Raw genomic sequence first — 18890 nt, forward strand, 5'->3', positions numbered from 1 at the left:
ATGGAATCATTGATTCAAACCTATTTGCCAAATGTCTATAAAATGGGTTGGGCTGGTCAAGCAGGCTGGGGAACAGCCATCTACCTAACTCTTTATATGACAGTTCTTTCCTTCATCATCGGAGGTTTCTTGGGGCTTGTTGCAGGTCTCTTCCTTGTCTTGACAGCGCCAGGTGGTGTCTTGGAAAATAAAGTCGTTTTCTGGATTTTGGATAAAATCACCTCTATTTTCCGTGCGGTTCCTTTCATCATCCTCTTGGCAGTCTTGTCACCCTTCTCTCATCTAATCGTAGGAACAAGCATTGGTCCAAATGCGGCTATCGTACCGCTATCTTTTGCAGTCTTTGCCTTCTTTGCCCGTCAAGTACAGGTGGTATTGGCTGAGCTAGATGGTGGTGTCATTGAGGCGGCTCAAGCTAGCGGAGCGACATTCTGGGATATCGTAGGTGTTTACCTATCAGAAGGTCTTCCAGATTTGATCCGTGTGACGACTGTGACCTTGATTTCTCTTGTTGGAGAAACAGCTATGGCCGGTGCGGTTGGAGCTGGTGGTATCGGTAACGTAGCCATCGCCTATGGATTTAACCGCTACAATCACGATGTAACTATCTTGGCAACCATCATTATCATTTTGATTATCTTTGCAATCCAATTCTTGGGAGATTTCTTGACTAAGAAATTGAGTCATAAATAAAAAAGAGCTAGGCAATCTGTACATCATTCATAGGAGTTGTCGTTATAGTCAAGACTTAAAATTCTCTGTACTAGCTGCTATCAACCGTTACTTTTAAGAGTAAGAGAGTTAAGAATTGTGGGGAGTCAATATGCAAAATCTGGGAGAAGTTTTTAAAGAATTGAGAAAGAGTCGGAATGTATCTCTACAGGAGGCGACGGGAGGAGAGTTTACTTATTCCATGCTGAGCAAATTTGAGCGTGGAGAAGCAGACTTATCATCTATGAAATTGATTACTGCCTTAGATAACATCCACTCTGATTTGAATGAATTTATGTACTTGGTACGTGGTTTTTCTCAGAAAAAGGTTTTGGCTTTTCAAGAAAATCTCTGGGATTTATATGACAGAGGAGGGATTGATTCTCTCCATTCCTTGTATGAAGAGACGACTCAAAAGTATAGATTAAGTGGTGAAAAGAGCTATCTTTTACAAATGATTCGTATCAAAAGCCTTCTTGTGTTTTTTGCTTCAGAAATAAGGGCAACGGATGAAGAACTGACTTTTCTCTATGACTATTTTTTTACTATTGATATCTGGGGAAATTATGAATTAGAACTATTTTCAACGATTTCTACTTTGTTTCCTCTGCCCCTCTATTTTAAATATTCTAGGGAGATGTTACAAAAGACGGATTTATTAGGCTCTTTACCTAGTAACAAAGTCGCTATTGATACCATTTTAATTAATGGACTCTTTAAAGCGATAGAGGAAAAGGATAAATTAAAAGCAGACTATTTTACCTTTCAGATTGAAAACCGCGATTTACCAGAATCTGAAGCTTATCTTAAAATCATTTATATGATTGCTAAAGGGTATTATGATACTATTTTTAATGTAGAAAATAAGGGTCTTGAAAAAATCCAGAGAGGCATTACAATCTTACAAGATTTAGAGTATGTAGGTGGTGCAAGATACTATGAAAACTATTTTGCAAATCAGCTTTCAAATAAAGATTTGTAATATATTCTCGTTACATCGACTGATGAAAAATAAATAGCCTTGTAGATGGATTGATAATTAGTAGTTTCTAGGCGCTAGAGTTTCTATTTTCAGAAAAAATATATTACAAAAAAGTGGGGAGCCCCGCTTTTTTTGTTAGACTGGATTCAATAGAATACTCTTTGAAATGTGAGAAAGGCCTGTTATGAAACTATTCTTAAGACATCATTTATTTAGAATACTGACCTTATCAAGGTTTTTGAGCTCAAGTGGAGCTTATATTTATAATCTGGTATTTATCGTTTACGCTGCGAGTCTACCCTTTAAAAATATAGCTGTATTTATGGCGAATATAATTACGATTTTACCTTTCCTATTTACTTTTTATGTTGGGATTAAGGCTGATCATACTCGAAATAAAGCAGGAACAATTATCTGGGTTGGTTGTGTGCAAAGTCTACTATTTCTTTTGATTGCTAGTGTGATTCATGACCAGAACTTCGTAACGTTTGCTTTTATCTGTATGGTTAATATCTGTTCGGATATTTTATCAGATTATACAGCAGGCCTTCGTATGCCGATTATCCAGCATAATATTTCGGAAAATAAGCTCTATGAAGCTTATTCCTTTACTCAGTTTGTTTCCTATTTATCAAATCTAGGAGGTCAAGCCTTAGGAGTGTGGTTACTCACAACCAGCCATCAAAATTTTTCTTTTGTTGCAATTGTGAATGCTGGTTTCTTTTTGCTATCTTCTCTTATTTTGTTCAAAAATAGAAGAGAACTGACGCACTTGTCTGTAACGGTAGAGAATGAGTCGATTAGTTTACTTCAACAAGTTAAGGCAATCTATGCGGACATGGATGATATCTTTAGGCAGAGAGAAAGTAAATCATTGTTTAAAATGATCCTTGTCATTTTGGTAATGAATACTTTGGGAGGAGCTGTTGGAGGTATTTATCACTTTTACTTATTAGACCATACTATCTACCATCTCAGCTATGCTCAAGCCCTATTTTTAATTGAATGTGTCAGCTTGGGAGGAGCTATTCTTGGTAGCCTAACTCCCCATGATTATTTTGGAAAATTGTCGTTTTCAAGTTTGTTATCGCTCAATGCAATTCTGTTTGTCTTGCTTGCTACTGCTAATATTTTAGATTTTTCTCCTCTAGTAGGTGTTGCTTGCTTAGCTTTTGTCATGTATTTGATGTCGAAATCAATGCCTAAATTAGATACTCTGTTACTGTCTAATTTGAGCGCGGATGTATTAGCTCGAAGTAATAATCTCTTGAGTATGATTTTTTCCTTAACATTACCCTTGGGGATGTCTGTATTTTCCTTCTTAGCTTTACAAGATATCAGGATTTGTTGGTGGGTCTTTTTAGCAGGGAGTGTGATAGGGTTCATTTTATCGTTAGAAAAAAGAAGTTTTTCAGGTAAAAAATTTTAACCTAGAAAGCTCAGGATTACTAGAAAAATCTTCTTGACTAAGTCTTGAGTCATAAATAAAAAAGAGCCGCCTGGCTCTTTTTATTTATCAGATTTTCTGTGCAAATTTTTTACTCAAGGCTTGTCCAATCAAGGCACCAACTAGGGCTCCGATGATAATACTTACGATAAATAGAAGGACGGTTCCAGGGTTTGGTGCGACCATGATACGGTCGATATATTCTTGGGATTTTCCTCTTGCTAGAAGGGTTGCCATATAGGCTTTGGGAGCAATCCACATGAGTAAGATTGGGCCAGTTGAGCTAAAGGCGAAAATAATGAAAGAAAGCAAATTTTTTGTTTGGTCCTTGTATTTTCCTAAATGAGCTACTCCATCTGCTAGGAGACCACAGATAATTCCAGGAAGGAAGGCACCGGCACCGTGTTTGCTCCCCAAGAAAAAGAGGGCGATGACAAGGCCGATAGTGGTAATGGCTCCAAAGCGCGGAACTTTTGCGACTAGAATCATATAGACGCTACCGCCGACAAGGGCAGTAAAGGCAGGTGCATAAAACATGTTTCCAGTTTGGTCAAGGAGATTGCCCAAAAGGACACCAATCCCCATGCAGAGGAAGTAAAGAACTGCAAAAAGAAGTGTAGTTAAGATAGATTTCTTCATGAATTGTCTCCTGATAATTTTTTCACAATTCTCATTTTACCATGGTTTGATGGGATTGTAAATGGATACTAGAAGTTTTTGAAAACGTTTGAAATATGATATAATAGTTTCATAGTTATTTTTAGGAGGATATCATGGGGAGATTTTTAGACTTTGTCTTTAATCGTTTCTTTTTAGGAATGATTGCGACAGCCTTCTTTTGGCTATTAACATTGGCAGGAGGGATTATCCTTGGTCTAGCGCCAGCTGGTGCCACCTTGATGAGCTTGTATGCAGAACATGGTTATAGCTTTCGGGAATACAGTTTGAAGGAGGCTTGGTCTCTTTACAAGCAAAATTTTGTCTCAAGCAACCTGATTTTCTATAGCTTTTTAGGGGTGGATTTAGTTTTAATCTATGGCTTGTATCTCTTGGTGCAATTGCCTCATCAAACCATCATTCATTTGATTGCTACCTTTTTGAATGTCCTAGTAGTCGCCCTGCTCTTTTTGGCCTATACAGTGTCTTTGAAATTACAAGTTTATTTTGACTTATCCTATCGAAATAGCCTCAAACTATCCTTGATTGGCATCTTTATGAGCCTAGCAGCTGTGGCCAAGGTTCTCCTTGGGACAGTGTTACTTGTGGCAATTGGTTACTATATGCCTGCTCTGCTCTTCTTTGTAGGAATTGGGATGTGGCATTTCTTTATCAGTGATATGTTGGAACCGGTCTATGAAAGTATCCATGAAAAATTGGCGACAAGATAGAATGAAGCAGTTTTGGCTACATACGCTTCTAAGAACCTACAGTTCAGTTATGATGATTATTATTGCGAGTTTTGCAATCTTACTCTCTTACGCTGACTGGGATTCACGGGAAAAGGAAGCCCAGAGAGTAGCCCAACGTGTAACCACTCGAACAGTCGATGAGGTAGAGTATTATTATCGCGAGTCAGCCCAGCTAGCGCAAGATTTGGTAGCCAATCAAGACCGGATACAAGGGGTTTATAAGTACTTTAGCTTGTCAACTTCTGAGTATTTTTATTGGCTGTTGGAGCATCAAGCAGCTTCGTCAACTTCTATTTCTCTGTATGAAAACATTGATGATCTTTATGTCCAAAATGACTCTATAACGGGTGTTGCAATCGTCTTGCAGGATTTTAAAGAAGTTTATGTTTCAACAAGGGATAAAAGAAGTGGTCATGTCTTGCCAGCTGAGGCCTTTAAACCAGAGGCCAATAGTTTTGGAATTCCAGTTCTGGATCCAGCAACGGATCAATCTATAGGAGTGATATACATCTCCTTGGATCCAGAAGTTTTATATCATGCCATTGACAATACCCGAGGTCATATTCCGATGGCTGTTACTGTGACATCACCATTTGATACGGAGATTTTTCATATTGGTGAGAGGGTCAATAGGGAACATGAGAACTGGTTTGTTGGTATGACTTCTCATGGATATCAGGTTCAGGTGGCAGTTCCTAAAAACTTTGTTTTACAAGGAACAGTTGCCAGCTCTGCTTTGATTGTGGGTTTGAGCCTTCTCTTTATTGTCATTCTCTATCTGACTTTGAGGAAGACTTTTTCAAATTATCAAAAGCAGGTAGTGGATTTAGTGGATTCCATCCAAGCTATTGCCCAAGGAGAGGAAGGTCTTCGTATTGACACACTTGAAAAGGATCAGGAATTGCTCCTAATCGCGGAGACGACCAATGATATGTTGGATCGATTGGAAAAGAATATCCATGATATTTATCAGTTAGAGCTTAGTCAAAAAGATGCCAATATGCGGGCCTTGCAGGCGCAAATCAACCCTCACTTCATGTACAATACGCTGGAGTTCTTGCGCATGTACGCAGTCATGCAAAGTCAAGATGAGTTGGCAGATATCATTTATGAGTTCAGTAGCCTGTTGCGTAATAATATTTCGGACGAAAGAGAAACTCTTCTCAAGCAGGAATTAGAATTTTGTCGTAAATATAGTTATCTTTGCATGGTTCGTTATCCCAAGTCCATTGCCTATGGTTTCAAGATAGACCCAGAGTTAGAGAATATGAAGATTCCTAAGTTTACCTTACAACCGCTGGTAGAAAATTATTTCGCGCATGGTGTTGACCACAGACGGACAGATAATGTGATTAGCATCAAGGCGCTTAAACAGGCTGGTTTTGTAGAAATTTTGGTGGTAGATAATGGCCGTGGAATGTCGACTGAAAAGCTGGTCGATATCCGAGAAAAGTTAAGGCAGAGACATTTTGAACACCAAGCCAGTTATAGTGAACAAAAGCAGTCTATCGGGATTGTCAATGTCCATGAGCGTTTTGTGCTCTATTTTGGGGATCGCTATGCCATTACTATAGAGTCTGCGGAGCAAGCAGGTGTTCAGTATCGTATTACAATTCAAGATGAGTAGAAAGGGAGAAAATGTATAAAGTATTATTAGTAGATGATGAGTACATGGTGACAGAAGGTCTGAAACGTTTGATTCCTTTTGATAAGTGGGATATGGAGGTCGTCGCAACAGCCAGTCATGCCGATGAAGCCCTAGAATATGTTCAGAAAAATCCCGTCGATGTAGTCATTTCCGATGTCAATATGCCCGACAAAACAGGGCTTGATATGATTCGGGAGATGAAAGAAATCTTACCAGATGCTGCCTATATCCTGCTCTCAGGTTATCAGGAGTTTGATTATGTAAAAAGAGCAATGAACCTTAGTGTGGTGGACTATCTGGTCAAACCTGTTGATAAGGTAGAGTTGGGAAATCTGCTGGAGAAGATTGCAGGTCAGCTCGGCGAGAGAGGAAAGAAAAGTCAGATCCTCAGTCAAGATTTAGACGAGGCTGGATTTGTTAGTTATCTAGGAGGTAAGGAGAATTGGTGGATAGGCCTATCCAAGGAAAAACAAGGCTCTTTCACCATTCCCTACTATGTCTTGGGTCAAGACTGGCAGATTTTCATTTCTGACCAACCCCTAGATGGTTTAGTCGTTACTCCCTTTGAAGCTCCCTATCAAGAACACTTTGAACGCTGGAAGCTGAATGCTGAGAAAGCCCTCTTTTACGGCTCTGTAAATCTACAACGGTCTGAGAGTCTCTTTGCCTACTACGAACCGATTTATAGGGTTATCATTCAGGGGAATCTCAATCAAATCGTAGAAGAGTTAAATCTCTTGGAGAAGGTGGTTCTTGAAAATACGCCGCGTGTTCCGATTACCAAACAGCTTTTTATCCAGTTTGTCATGGATGTCTTTCATTTGTTTGAACATCTAAAGGCTGATGATTTGACGGATATTGTCAAAACGATTCATGCTATTCAAACCTTCGATGAATTGGTTCCTTATATCAAGGAAACTCTGACTCGATTCTTTGGACAATATCGGATGAATGAAAATGTGGTTAGTGTGCTAGAAGTCATTGGGAGTGATTATCAGAAAGAACTTTCTCTCAAGGATATCAGTAAGGATCTCTTTATCAATCCTGTTTATCTGGGACAGTTGATTAAGCGTGAAACCAATTCGACCTTCGCAGAGTTACTAAATAAACAACGCATTAAGGCTGCCCAGCAGCTCTTGCTTTCAACTAGTGACAGTATTGAAGATATTTGTTATGCTGTTGGTTACAGTAATGTTGGATATTTCTATAAAGTGTTCCGAAAATTGTGCGGAAAATCGCCAAAAGCCTACCGAAAACAGGTGGAAACCACACTATAATATTTGTATCCCTTTACAAAAAGTGCTATAATATCGATAATAATATCAGGAGGTTCTATTATGAAAAAGAAACCAATCTATCTATGGGTATTACTGATTTTTTCAGCCTTACTCTCAGCAATGTCACTATTTGGAATCATATCTCCAGTACCCACTGCGGAGGGTATGAACAATCTAGAAACATCAGCATCAGGTGTTAATGCTACTTATGCTAAGGAGCTCGTTGCTTACACCATTAAGGTATCGGAGCATGGTCATTCTATCTTCAACATTCTCTTGGTTGTCTTATCTGTTATTCTGGTGGTTGTGTCTTTGGTTTTCCTTGTTCGTAAAAACATCCAATTGGCCAACTACACTTATCTTGCTTATGTCTTCGTTGCCATCGTTGGTTCTATCTACAACTTTATCGGCGTTCAGGATGCGGTTTTACTTTTTACAGATCCTAACATCCGTATGGGAGCGGAGCTTGGTGCCAAAGGTTCTGCTATTTTTGGGATCGTACTCAATGTTATCTTCCTAGCAATCGTCTTCTATAAAATGTGGCGTCAGCAAAAAGAATTGACAGAAACTCAAGAAGAGGAAGAACTTGCCTAAGAGTTGACAAAGCATAACTATCAAGATACAATCTTGGTAGTTATTTTTTATGATTTAAAAAAAGGAGGAGAACATGAAAAAAGTTTCCTTGGTCTACATCAGTTTGAGCGGAAATACGGAGAGTTTTGTGACGCGCTTGAAAGACTATCTCTTGTCCCGGTACGAGGGAATTGAGGTTCAAAAGATTCATATCAAGGATTTGGTCAAAGAAGGCCAAGATTTCTATGAAATGGAGCATCCCTATGTTGCTTTTTTGCCGACTTACCTAGAAGGTGGGAATGGCGTGGATAACGGAGATGTCGAGATATTGACAACGCCAGTGGGAGATTTTATCGCCTATGGTGATAATGCTAGTAAGTGTTTTGGTGTGGTTGGTTCAGGAAATCGTAACTTTAATAACCAATACTGCCTGACAGCCAAGCAATACAGTCAACGTTTTGGTTTCCCTGTATTAGCTGACTTTGAAATGCGAGGTATGCTGGGAGATATCAAACGTGTCGCAGGGATTATTGCAGATTTGTATGAGTTGGAAAGTTGAGCTGATAACGATCTTTCAATCATTAGAAGAAAGAACTTATTATATCCCCCTCTATAGCAGAGATGAAAATTACCTATAAACTTTTTAATATAAATGTTATTTGCTATAGTTGGAAGATAAAAATTATGCCCTAAAAAAACCGAGAAGCTTTCTTCTCGGTTTTTGATTATTTCAATTGATCTGTAATGTCTTTTGATAGCAACATTCCTAGGTGATAAGTTTTATTGATGTAAGCAATGACATCATTGATGTTTTCAGTTGTGTGAATTTTCTCTTTGATGTCAGTCCTAAATGTTTCATCCTTTAAAAGTTGTTCTTGGTAGAGTTTTTGCAGTCTCTCCTTCTCGTACTTATTGAGCAGAAAAAGGAAAACCAAACTAATCACAACGAGGATATAAGCATATTGGCTCATAGGATATCTCCCTGTATGATAAAGAAGTAGTAGTGAGTAGATTGAATTAGTGAAGCGCCTAACCAAATCACCATAGTTTCGACGTCATGTTCTCTAAATCGATTATATCTAGGGGGCCATGACTAGTGAAGCAGTTAGCTAGTCCGCATATAAGCGGCTAGCGTCTAACAATTAGGAACTTTAGTTCCAATAACTTTAAGATTACGACGTTTTAGGACATAAATCAATCATATTTATGTCCTAAAACTAGTGAAGCGCCTAGCCAAAGTCCGAATAGGATTTGGCGTTAGTTACTTAGATTGCTCTGCAATCAAGTAACTTTGGCGATTTACATCTTCTCAGGTGCTTCTACTCCAAGCAAGCGAAGGGCTTCTTTGAGAACGATTGCTGTTGCATAGCTGAGGGCTAGACGGCTGTCGCGTTCTGGACTTTCATCCAAGATACGTGTATGTGCATAATATTTGTTAAAGGCTTGAGCCAGGCTAATTGCAAATTTAGCAATGATAGAAGGTTCAAAGTTATCCGCCGCACGGTTGATAATACGTGGGAAGTCTTGGATGAGTTTGATGATTTCCCAACTTTCAGCATCATTCAAGCTATAGTTGCCAGTTGTTTCTGGCTTGAAATCTGCTTTGCGCAAGATAGATTGGATACGAGCGTAGGCGTATTGAACGTAAGGTCCAGTTTCACCCTCGAAGGATACCATAGCCTCTAGGTCGAAGTCGTATCCATTTGTACGGTCGGTCTTGAGGTCATAGAATTTAATGGCTCCAACTCCAACAGCATGCGCTACCTGGTCTTTATTTTCCAGTTCAGGATTTTTAGCTTCGATTTGGGCCTTGGCACGGCTAACAGCCTCTGCAACAGTAGGCTCTAGCAAGATGACATTCCCTTTACGAGTAGAGAGTTTCTTACCTTCTTTTGTAACCAAACCAAAAGGAACGTGAGTAATGTCGTCACTCCAGTCGTAGCCCATTTCTTGCAAGACGGCTTTGAGTTGTTTAAAGTGGGCAGATTGCTCTTGACCAACGACATAGATAGATTTAGCAAATTGGTATTCGTTTTTACGGTAAAGGGCTGCAGCCAAGTCACGTGTGATATAGAGAGTTGCTCCATCAGATTTCTTGATGAGGGCAGGATGTTCAATTCCATATTTCTCAAGATTGACAACTTGGGCACCTTCTGACTCAACAAGAAGGCCTTTTTCAGAAAGAATTTCTACAACTGCATCCATCTTATCGTTGTAGAAGGCTTCTCCATTGTAGCTGTCAAATTCAACCTTCAGTTCATTGTAAAGGCGGTTAAATTCCACTAAACTTTCATCGCGGAACCATTGCCAAAGAGCGAGAGCTTCCTCGTCTCCATTTTCAAGTTTACGGAACCATTCGCGTGCTTCTTCATCCAAGCTAGGGTCATTTTCAGCTTCAGCGTTGATGCGGACATAGAGTTTAAGGAGTTCATCGATTGGATGAGCTTTTACAGCTTCTTCGTCACCCCATTTTTTGTAGGCAACAATCAGCATTCCAAACTGTTTACCCCAGTCTCCCAAATGGTTGACCTTGACTGTTTGATAACCGATTTTTTGGAAAATATGTGATAAGCTATCTCCGATAACAGTTGAGCGCAGGTGACCAATAGAGAATGGTTTAGCGATATTTGGACTAGACATATCGATAACAACATTTTCTTGTTTACCAATATGTTGGTCAGCATAGTGTTCTTTTTCAGTGATAACAGCTTGCAATACTTGAGCAGAAATGGCAGATTTATCAAGGAAAAAGTTAACGTAAGGTCCTGTTGCAACAACCTTTTCAAAGGCTTGGCTGTTAATCTTTTCAGCCAGTTCAGCCGCAATCATTTGAGGTGCTTTACGTTCGACTTTTGCAAGAGAAAAAGCAGGGAAAGCGATGTCTCCCATTTCTGAGTTTTTAGGGGTTTCCAGTAAATTTAAAATAGCCTCTTGGTCCAGGCTATCAATGACGCTAGCCAATTCGCTAGCAATCAATTCTTTTGTATTCATTAAGAGCTCCTTTTTGGACTTTTCTACTATTTTATCACAATTTTAAAGAAAGAAGAAAAAATTTTTGAAATCTCCTGTTTTTTTGGTATAATATAGTTATAAAATTAGTTATAAATATGCATATAAGAGGATTTTATGAGAAAAAGAGATCGTCATCAGTTAATAAAAAAAATGATTACTGAGGAGAAATTAAGTACACAAAAAGAAATTCAAGATCGGTTGGAGGCGCACAATGTTTTTGTGACGCAGACAACCCTGTCTCGTGATTTGCGCGAAATCGGCTTGACCAAGGTCAAGAAAAATGATATGGTGTATTATGTACTAGCAAATGAGACAGAAAAGATTGATTTGGTGGAATTTTTGTCTCATCATTTAGAAGGTGTTGCAAGAGCAGAGTTTACCTTGGTACTTCATACCAAATTGGGCGAAGCCTCTGTTTTAGCAAATATTGTAGATGCAAACAAGGATGAATGGATTTTAGGAACAGTTGCTGGTGCCAATACCTTATTGGTCATTTGTCGAGACCAGCACGTTGCCAAACTCATGGAAGATCGTTTGCTAGATTTGATGAAAGATAAGTAAGGTCTTGGGAGTTGCTCTCAAGACTTATTTTTGACAAGGAGAGACGGACAATGACGACAGAAAAGCTATCACCCGGCATGCAACAGTATGTGGATATTAAAAAGCAATATCCAGATGCTTTTTTGCTCTTTCGGATGGGTGATTTTTATGAATTATTTTATGAGGATGCGGTCAATGCTGCGCAAATTCTGGAAATTTCCTTAACGAGTCGCAACAAGAATGCCGACAATCCGATTCCTATGGCGGGTGTTCCTTATCATTCTGCCCAACAGTATATCGATGTCTTGATTGAGCAGGGCTATAAGGTAGCTATCGCAGAGCAGATGGAAGATCCTAAACAAGCTGTTGGAGTTGTGAAACGAGAGGTTGTTCAAGTCATTACGCCAGGGACAGTGGTCGACAGTAGTAAGCCGGACAGTCAGAATAATTTTTTGGTTGCTATAGACCGCGAAGGCAATCAATTTGGTCTAGCTTATATGGACCTGGTGACCGGTGACTTTTATGTGACAGGTTTATTGGATTTCACGCTGGTTTGTGGGGAAGTCCGTAACCTTAAGGCGCGAGAAGTGGTGTTGGGTTATGACTTGTCTGAGGAGGAAGAACAAATCCTCAGTCGCCAGATGAATCTGGTGCTCTCTTATGAAAAAGAAGGCTTTGAGGACCTTCATTTGCTGGATTCACGATTGGCAGCGGTGGAGCAAGCGGCGTCTAGTAAACTGCTTCAGTATGTTCATCGGACTCAGATGAGGGAATTGAACCACCTCAAGCCTGTTATCCGCTATGAAATCAAAGATTTCTTGCAGATGGATTATGCGACCAAGGCTAGTCTGGATTTGGTTGAGAATGCCCGTTCGGGCAAGAAGCAAGGCAGTCTTTTCTGGCTTTTAGATGAAACTAAGACGGCAATGGGTATGCGTCTGTTACGTTCTTGGATTCATCGTCCTTTGATTGACAAGGAGCGAATCATCCAACGCCAAGAAGTGGTGCAGGTCTTCCTCGACCATTTCTTTGAGCGCAGTGATTTGACAGACAGTCTCAAGGGTGTTTATGATATTGAACGCTTGGCTAGTCGTGTTTCTTTTGGCAAAACCAATCCCAAGGATCTCTTGCAGTTGGCGACTACCTTGTCTAGCGTACCACGGATTCGTGCGATTTTAGAAGGGATGGAGCAACCTGCTCTAGCCTATCTCATTGAACAACTGGATGGAATCCCTGAGTTAGAGAGTTTGATTAGCGCAGCGATTGCTCCTGAAGCTCCCCATGTGATTACAGAAGGTGGTATTATCCGGACTGGATTTGATGAGACTTTAGACAAGTACCGTCGCGTTCTCAGAGAAGGGGCTAGCTGGATTGCTGAGATTGAGGCTAAGGAGCGAGAAAACTCTGGTATCAGCACGCTTAAGATTGACTACAATAAGAAGGATGGCTATTATTTCCATGTGACCAATTCGCAACTGGGAAATGTGCCTGCTCACTTTTTCCGCAAGGCAACGCTGAAAAACTCAGAACGCTTTGGAACCGAAGAATTAGCCCGTATCGAGGGAGATATGTTGGAGGCGCGTGAGAAGTCAGCTAACCTAGAGTACGAAATTTTTATGCGTATTCGTGAAGAGGTTAGCAAGTACATCCAGCGTTTACAAGCTCTAGCCCAAGGAATTGCGACGGTTGATGTCTTGCAAAGTCTGGCGGTTGTGGCTGAAACCCAGCATTTGATTCGACCAGAGTTCGGAGAGGATTCGCGGATTGATATCCAGAAAGGGCGCCATGCTGTCGTTGAAAAGGTTATGGGGGCTCAGACCTATATTCCTAATACGATTCAGATGGCAGAAGATACTAGTATTCAACTGATTACAGGGCCCAACATGAGTGGGAAGTCTACCTACATGCGTCAATTAGCCATGACGGCGGTTATGGCCCAGCTGGGTTCTTATGTGCCGGCTGAGAGCGCTCATTTGCCAATTTTCGATGCGATCTTTACCCGTATCGGAGCAGCAGATGACTTGGTCTCAGGGCAATCAACCTTCATGGTGGAGATGATGGAGGCCAATAATGCTATTTCGCATGCGACAAAGAATTCCTTGATTCTTTTTGATGAGTTAGGTCGTGGAACGGCAACTTATGACGGAATGGCTCTTGCTCAGTCCATCATCGAATACATCCATGAGCACATCGGAGCCAAGACCCTCTTTGCGACCCACTACCATGAGTTGACTAGTTTGGAGTCTAGTTTACAACACTTGGTCAATGTCCATGTGGCAACTTTGGAGAAGGATGGGCAGGTTACCTTCCTTCATAAGATTGAACCAGGTCCAGCTGACAAATCCTACGGTATCCATGTTGCCAAGATTGCTGGTTTGCCAGCAGATCTTTTAGCTAGAGCGGATAATATTTTGACTCAACTAGAGAGTCAAGGTACAGAAAGTCCTGCTCCTATGAGACAAACAAATGCTGTCACAGAACAGATTTCACTATTTGATACGGAAGAAGAGCATCCTATCCTAGAAGAATTAGCTAAATTGGACATTTACAACATGACACCCATGCAGGCCATGAATGTTTTGGTTGAGTTAAAACAAAAACTATAAAAATAATCCCACTCATGCATTTGTGAGTGGGATTATTGCTATTACTTTCTATGCTCCAAGAGTTGGTTGATATGGTCTACTTTTTTTGATGCTCTTTTATAGGAAATAGTCCAAATGATGAGGTAGACAATCGCAAACTCGATAATGAGTTGGAGATAGAAAATCCAGTGGAAGGGGAACCAACCAGCTAGGGTTGCTAGTGGGATAAAGCCTACTAGCATGAGGAAAAAATGAGTCAGAGTCGCACGGAGTAAGCTCCAGTCACGGCTGAATAAGCGGTTGCCAAAGTTAAAGAGAATACCGATGGCTGCCCAGATCAGTGTGCAGTAGAGCAAGACCAGGGCACCGTGAATCTGATGTTGGGTCATCACTTGGCCGATGAGAGAGTCGGAACTTAGTGGTGCGTAGGTATTTGGTGCATAAATGAGTGAAAAGATGATAGAGAGGATGAGGCCGATAAGAACACCGGCAGCTGCATCGTGGAAGATTTGTTTTTTCATAGTTCTAATTTCTCCTTGATGGTTTTTAGGTAACGGCGTGAAGAGTAGGTGAAGCTTTCGTTTTTCAAGAAAATTTCTACTAGGCCGTTGGGCGTGAGCTTGAGATGAGAGATGGAGTTGATATTGATGATTTCTGATTGGGAAATTTGGATAAAAGTTGTTGGCAGAATTTCAAGGACTTGATAGAGCCGTAAATCAATATTGTAGGTCTGACTGGCTGTTTCTGCTAGCACCTTCCGATTCTCGATATAGAATCGTTGTATCTTACCAATCTTAACTAGATAGACCTGATCATCAATCTTTCCTTTGATTTTTTCTGTTCGGTCCAGATTTTCTGCAAACTCGATGACTTTTTGGACTTTTTCGGTTTCTTGAGGTGCTTGCACAATCAGCTTTTCCTCTTCGTAAGTCTCGCTAATCTGTAGTTCTACTTTCATAAATTTCTCTCCTTTTCAGTTATACAAGATTGTGATCACTTCCTGTACACCTTTATTAAACACTATTTTAGGGGACCTGACAAGGGACTTTGTCTATGTGGATGGATTTGGCTCCTATGTGGTGCTTGCTTTTCTGTCCTATCTGAAATATGGTATAATAGCACTAATCAATTTCTAGGAAAATAGATACGGAAAGGGGCTGAAAGATGTCTCATATTATTGAATTGCCAGAGGTGCTGGCAAACCAGATTGCGGCTGGGGAAGTCATTGAGCGTCCTGCTAGTGTGGTCAAAGAGTTGGTAGAAAATGCTATTGATGCGGGCTCTAGTCAGATTATCATTGAGATTGAGGAAGCAGGTCTCAAGAAAATCCAAATCACAGATAATGGTCATGGAATTGCCCACGATGAGGTGGAGTTGGCCCTGCGTCGTCATGCGACCAGTAAAATAAAAAATCAAGCAGACCTCTTTCGGATTCGGACGCTTGGTTTTCGTGGTGAAGCCCTGCCTTCTATCGCATCCGTCAGCGTTTTAACTCTTTTGACAGCAGTTGAGGGAGCAAGTCATGGAACCAAGCTCGTCGCGCGTGGGGGAGAAGTTGAAGAAGTCGTTCCAGCGACTAGTCCTGTGGGGACCAAGGTTTGTGTGGAGGACCTCTTTTTCAACACACCTGCCCGCCTCAAGTATATGAAGAGCCAGCAAGCGGAGCTGTCTCATATCATTGATATTGTCAATCGTCTGGGTTTGGCCCATCCTGAGATTTCTTTTAGTTTAATCAGTGATGGCAAGGAAATGACGCGGACAGCAGGGACTGGTCAACTGCGCCAAGCAATCGCAGGGATTTACGGTTTGGCGAGTGCCAAGAAGATGATTGAAATTGAAAATTCTGACCTAGATTTCGAAATTTCAGGTTTTGTGTCCTTACCTGAGTTAACTCGAGCCAACCGCAACTATATCAGTCTCTTCATCAATGGCCGTTATATAAAGAATTTCCTGCTCAATCGTGCAATTCTAGACGGCTATGGCAGTAAGCTTATGGTAGGCCGTTTTCCACTGGCTGTCATTCACATTCATATCGACCCTTATCTAGCGGATGTCAATGTGCATCCGACCAAGCAAGAGGTGCGGATTTCCAAGGAAAAAGAACTGATGACGCTGGTTTCAGAAGCTATTGCAAATAGTCTCAAGGAGCAAACTTTGATACCTGATGCCTTGGAAAATCTTGCCAAATCGACCGTGCGCAATCGTCAAAAGGTGGAGCAGACCATTCTCCCCCTCAAAGAAAATACGCTCTACTATGAGCAAACAGAGCTGACTAGACCTAGTCAAGCTGAGGTGGCTGATTATCAGGTGGAATTGACTGATGCAGGACAAGACTTAACTTTGTTTACCAAGGAAACCTTGAATCAGTTGACCAAGCCAGCAAAATTGCATTTTGCAGAGCGAAAACCTGCTAACTATGATCAACTAGACCATCCAGAGCTAGATCTTGCGAGTCTTGATAAGGCCTATGACAAACTGGAGCGAGAAGAATCATCAAGCTTTCCAGAGTTGGAATTTTTCGGACAAATGCATGGAACCTATCTCTTTGCTCAAGGGCGAGATGGGCTCTACATCATAGACCAACATGCGGCTCAGGAACGGGTTAAGTACGAGGAGTACCGTGAAAGCATTGGTAATGTTGACCAGAGCCAGCAGCAACTCCTAGTACCTTACATCTTTGAATTTCCTGCAGATGATGCCCTTCGTCTCAGGGAGAGAATGCCTCTCTTAGAGGAAGTGGGCGTCTTTCTAGCAGAGTACGGAGAAAATCAATTTATCCTGCGTGAACATCCTATTTGGCTGGCAGAGGAGGAGATTGAGTCAGGCATCTATGAGATGTGTGATATGCTACTCTTGACCAAGGAAGTTTCTATCAAGAAATACCGAGCAGAGTTGGCTATTATGATGTCCTGCAAGCGGTCTATCAAGGCCAATCATCGTATTGATGATCATTCAGCTAGACAACTCCTATATCAGCTTTCTCAATGTGACAATCCCTATAACTGTCCCCACGGACGTCCTGTTTTAGTGCATTTTACCAAGTCGGATATGGAAAAGATGTTCCGACGCATTCAGGAAAATCACACCAGTCTCCGTGAGTTGGGGAAATATTAAACTAAAAGGAAAACTATGTACGAATATTTAAAAGGAATCATTACCAAAATTACTGCTAAATACATTGTTCTTGAAACTAACGGTATCGGTTATATCCTGCATGTGGCCAATCCTTATGCCTATTCAGGTCAGGTTAATCAGGAGGCTCAGATTTATGTGCATCAAGTCGTGCGTGAGGACGCTCATCTGCTTTATGGATTTCGCTCAGAAGATGAGAAAAAGCTCTTTCTTAGTCTGATTTCGGTTTCTGGGATTGGCCCTGTATCAGCTCTCGCTATTATCGCTGCTGATGACAATGCTGGCTTGGTTCAAGCCATCGAAACCAAGAACATCACCTACTTGACCAAGTTCCCTAAAATTGGCAAGAAAACAGCCCAGCAGATGGTGCTGGACTTGGAAGGAAAGGTAGTAGTTTCAGGAGACGACCTTCCTGCTAAGGTGGCAGTGCAAGCAAGTGCTGAAAACCAAGAATTGGAAGAAGCCATGGAAGCCATGTTGGCTCTGGGCTACAAGGCAACAGAGCTCAAGAAAATCAAGAAATTCTTTGAAGGAACGACAGATACAGCTGAGAACTATATCAAGTCGGCCCTTAAAATGTTGGTCAAATAGGAGCAGAACATGACAAAACGTTGTTCGTGGGTCAAGATGACCAATCCGCTCTACATTGCCTATCATGATGAGGAGTGGGGCCAGCCCCTCCATGATGACCAAGCATTGTTTGAGTTGTTATGTATGGAAACCTATCAGGCAGGCCTGTCTTGGGAAACGGTTCTCAATAAACGCCAAGCTTTCCGAGAAGCCTTTCATGGCTATCAAATTCAAGCGGTCGCAGAGATGACCGACACCGAATTGGAAGACTTGCTGGAGAATCCAGCCATTATCCGAAATCGAGCGAAAATTTTTGCTACACGCGTTAACGCCCAAGCCTTTCTACGGTTACAGGCAGAATATTGCTCTTTTGATGCCTATCTTTGGTCTTTTGTTGAGGGGAAAACTGTCGTTAACGATGTTCCTGATTATCGCCAAGCCCCAGCTAAAACACCCTTGTCTGAGAAATTAGCCAAAGATCTCAAAAAAAGAGGTTTCAAGTTCACAGGCCCAGTCGCCGTCCTGTCTTTTCTACAAGCAGCAGGGCTGGTTGATGACCATGAGAATGATTGTGAGTGGAAAAGCAGGAATCAGTGAGTATAGGTAATTAGAATATCTGAGAATATAGAAAAAAGCTGAGAAACTTTTCCCAGCTTTTTATATATACTATTAGATTTGTTAGAGTGAAGTCAAAAAAGTGATTCCACCTAAAATAACACCAGCTGAATTTGGAATGATTAGTATCCAATCCTTCTTAGGTTCCTTTGTCCATCCATAAATAACCCAGATTAAGCAAGATATAGCAGCTGATAAAGGTTGAAATGGTTGAGCTTTATTTCCCTGTAAATTAGCGATAATTTGAGGTATGTAGGCAATAAATACTATAATTCCAATAAAGGCACCAATAGAACCTACGATTCGATTAATTTTTTGTTTTGTCATATACACCTCCTTCAAAAGGATATCATAGAAATTAGCGAAATGCAATAAATTCAGATACAAAT

The 18890-nt window shown here is 40.9% G+C and carries 19 protein-coding genes; 13 read left to right on the forward strand and 6 right to left on the reverse strand.

Annotation, left to right across the window (positions count from 1 at the left end; translation table 11 throughout):
- From D7D53_RS09690 to D7D53_RS09700, 3 genes are all read left to right on the forward strand, one after another.
- The gene (locus tag D7D53_RS09690; RefSeq protein WP_000444647.1) at positions 1–693 is read left to right on the forward strand and encodes a methionine ABC transporter permease; all 693 of its coding nucleotides are present in this window, start codon (positions 1–3) and stop codon (positions 691–693) included.
- 262 nt (positions 694–955) lie between these two features.
- On the forward strand, positions 956–1693 hold the full coding sequence (locus D7D53_RS09695) for an Rgg family transcriptional regulator (RefSeq protein WP_245941797.1): 738 nt from the start codon (positions 956–958) through the stop codon (positions 1691–1693).
- A gap of 184 nt (positions 1694–1877) precedes the next feature.
- Complete coding sequence (locus D7D53_RS09700; RefSeq protein ID WP_120770815.1) at positions 1878–3122, forward strand: MFS transporter; 1245 nt, start codon at positions 1878–1880, stop codon at positions 3120–3122.
- Positions 3123–3209: 87 nt separating this feature from the next.
- Here D7D53_RS09700 and D7D53_RS09705 read toward each other — a convergent pair whose 3' ends face one another.
- Entirely contained in the window at positions 3210–3779 is a 570-nt protein-coding gene (locus D7D53_RS09705) for an MptD family putative ECF transporter S component (protein ID WP_120770816.1), read from the reverse strand.
- Positions 3780–3913: 134 nt separating this feature from the next.
- Between D7D53_RS09705 and D7D53_RS09710 the strand changes: the two genes are divergently transcribed.
- From D7D53_RS09710 to nrdI, 5 genes are all read left to right on the forward strand, one after another.
- Positions 3914–4528 (forward strand): YesL family protein, encoded by a 615-nt coding sequence (locus tag D7D53_RS09710; protein WP_120770817.1) that lies wholly within the window; start codon positions 3914–3916, stop codon positions 4526–4528.
- Entirely contained in the window at positions 4506–6176 is a 1671-nt protein-coding gene (locus tag D7D53_RS09715) for a sensor histidine kinase (protein ID WP_342767990.1), read from the forward strand. Before D7D53_RS09710 ends, D7D53_RS09715 begins: the two co-directional genes overlap by 23 nt.
- A gap of 11 nt (positions 6177–6187) precedes the next feature.
- Positions 6188–7474, forward strand: a complete 1287-nt coding sequence (locus D7D53_RS09720; protein WP_049510499.1) for a response regulator transcription factor — start codon at positions 6188–6190, stop codon at positions 7472–7474.
- A gap of 60 nt (positions 7475–7534) precedes the next feature.
- On the forward strand, positions 7535–8068 hold the full coding sequence (locus tag D7D53_RS09725; protein WP_049487383.1) for an ABC transporter permease: 534 nt from the start codon (positions 7535–7537) through the stop codon (positions 8066–8068).
- A gap of 73 nt (positions 8069–8141) precedes the next feature.
- Complete coding sequence (nrdI, locus tag D7D53_RS09730; protein ID WP_120770819.1) at positions 8142–8606, forward strand: class Ib ribonucleoside-diphosphate reductase assembly flavoprotein NrdI; 465 nt, start codon at positions 8142–8144, stop codon at positions 8604–8606.
- 166 nt (positions 8607–8772) lie between these two features.
- Here nrdI and D7D53_RS09735 read toward each other — a convergent pair whose 3' ends face one another.
- The gene (locus D7D53_RS09735; RefSeq protein ID WP_000084858.1) at positions 8773–9018 is read right to left on the reverse strand and encodes a hypothetical protein; all 246 of its coding nucleotides are present in this window, start codon (positions 9016–9018) and stop codon (positions 8773–8775) included.
- Positions 9019–9346: 328 nt separating this feature from the next.
- Entirely contained in the window at positions 9347–11038 is a 1692-nt protein-coding gene (argS, locus tag D7D53_RS09740; protein WP_120770820.1) for an arginine--tRNA ligase, read from the reverse strand.
- A 135-nt stretch (positions 11039–11173) separates the two neighbouring features.
- Between argS and argR the strand changes: the two genes are divergently transcribed.
- The gene (gene argR, locus D7D53_RS09745; protein WP_001231476.1) at positions 11174–11620 is read left to right on the forward strand and encodes an arginine repressor; all 447 of its coding nucleotides are present in this window, start codon (positions 11174–11176) and stop codon (positions 11618–11620) included.
- A 50-nt stretch (positions 11621–11670) separates the two neighbouring features.
- Positions 11671–14205 (forward strand): DNA mismatch repair protein MutS, encoded by a 2535-nt coding sequence (gene mutS / locus D7D53_RS09750; protein WP_120770821.1) that lies wholly within the window; start codon positions 11671–11673, stop codon positions 14203–14205.
- Between the two features lie 41 nt (positions 14206–14246).
- On the opposite strand, the gene D7D53_RS09755 is transcribed toward mutS, so the two are convergent.
- Both D7D53_RS09755 and D7D53_RS09760 read right to left on the reverse strand, forming a co-directional pair.
- Positions 14247–14705 carry a DUF3021 domain-containing protein gene (locus tag D7D53_RS09755; protein ID WP_033682427.1) on the reverse strand — a complete coding sequence of 153 codons (459 nt, stop codon included), beginning with the start codon at positions 14703–14705 and terminating at the stop codon, positions 14247–14249.
- On the reverse strand, positions 14702–15142 hold the full coding sequence (locus D7D53_RS09760; RefSeq protein WP_120770822.1) for a LytTR family DNA-binding domain-containing protein: 441 nt from the start codon (positions 15140–15142) through the stop codon (positions 14702–14704). The genes D7D53_RS09755 and D7D53_RS09760 overlap by 4 nt, the downstream gene beginning before the upstream one ends.
- A 206-nt stretch (positions 15143–15348) precedes the next feature.
- Between D7D53_RS09760 and mutL the strand changes: the two genes are divergently transcribed.
- Genes mutL through D7D53_RS09780 form a run of 3 tightly spaced genes read left to right on the forward strand, consistent with a single transcriptional unit; the run spans position 15349 to position 18483 of the window.
- Entirely contained in the window at positions 15349–17298 is a 1950-nt protein-coding gene (mutL, locus tag D7D53_RS09770) for a DNA mismatch repair endonuclease MutL (RefSeq protein ID WP_120770823.1), read from the forward strand.
- Between the two features lie 15 nt (positions 17299–17313).
- Positions 17314–17907, forward strand: a complete 594-nt coding sequence (gene ruvA / locus D7D53_RS09775) for a Holliday junction branch migration protein RuvA (RefSeq protein WP_120770824.1) — start codon at positions 17314–17316, stop codon at positions 17905–17907.
- A 9-nt stretch (positions 17908–17916) separates the two neighbouring features.
- Entirely contained in the window at positions 17917–18483 is a 567-nt protein-coding gene (locus D7D53_RS09780; RefSeq protein WP_120770825.1) for a DNA-3-methyladenine glycosylase I, read from the forward strand.
- An 81-nt stretch (positions 18484–18564) separates the two neighbouring features.
- Here the strand turns inward: D7D53_RS09780 and D7D53_RS09785 are convergent, their stop codons facing one another.
- A complete protein-coding gene (locus D7D53_RS09785) occupies positions 18565–18828 on the reverse strand; it encodes a SemiSWEET family transporter (RefSeq protein ID WP_000166114.1) in 264 nt (87 codons plus the stop codon).
- Positions 18829–18890: the final 62 nt, after the last annotated feature.

This window comes from Streptococcus gwangjuense, assembly GCF_003627155.1.
GTDB classification, from domain to species: domain Bacteria; phylum Bacillota; class Bacilli; order Lactobacillales; family Streptococcaceae; genus Streptococcus; species Streptococcus gwangjuensis.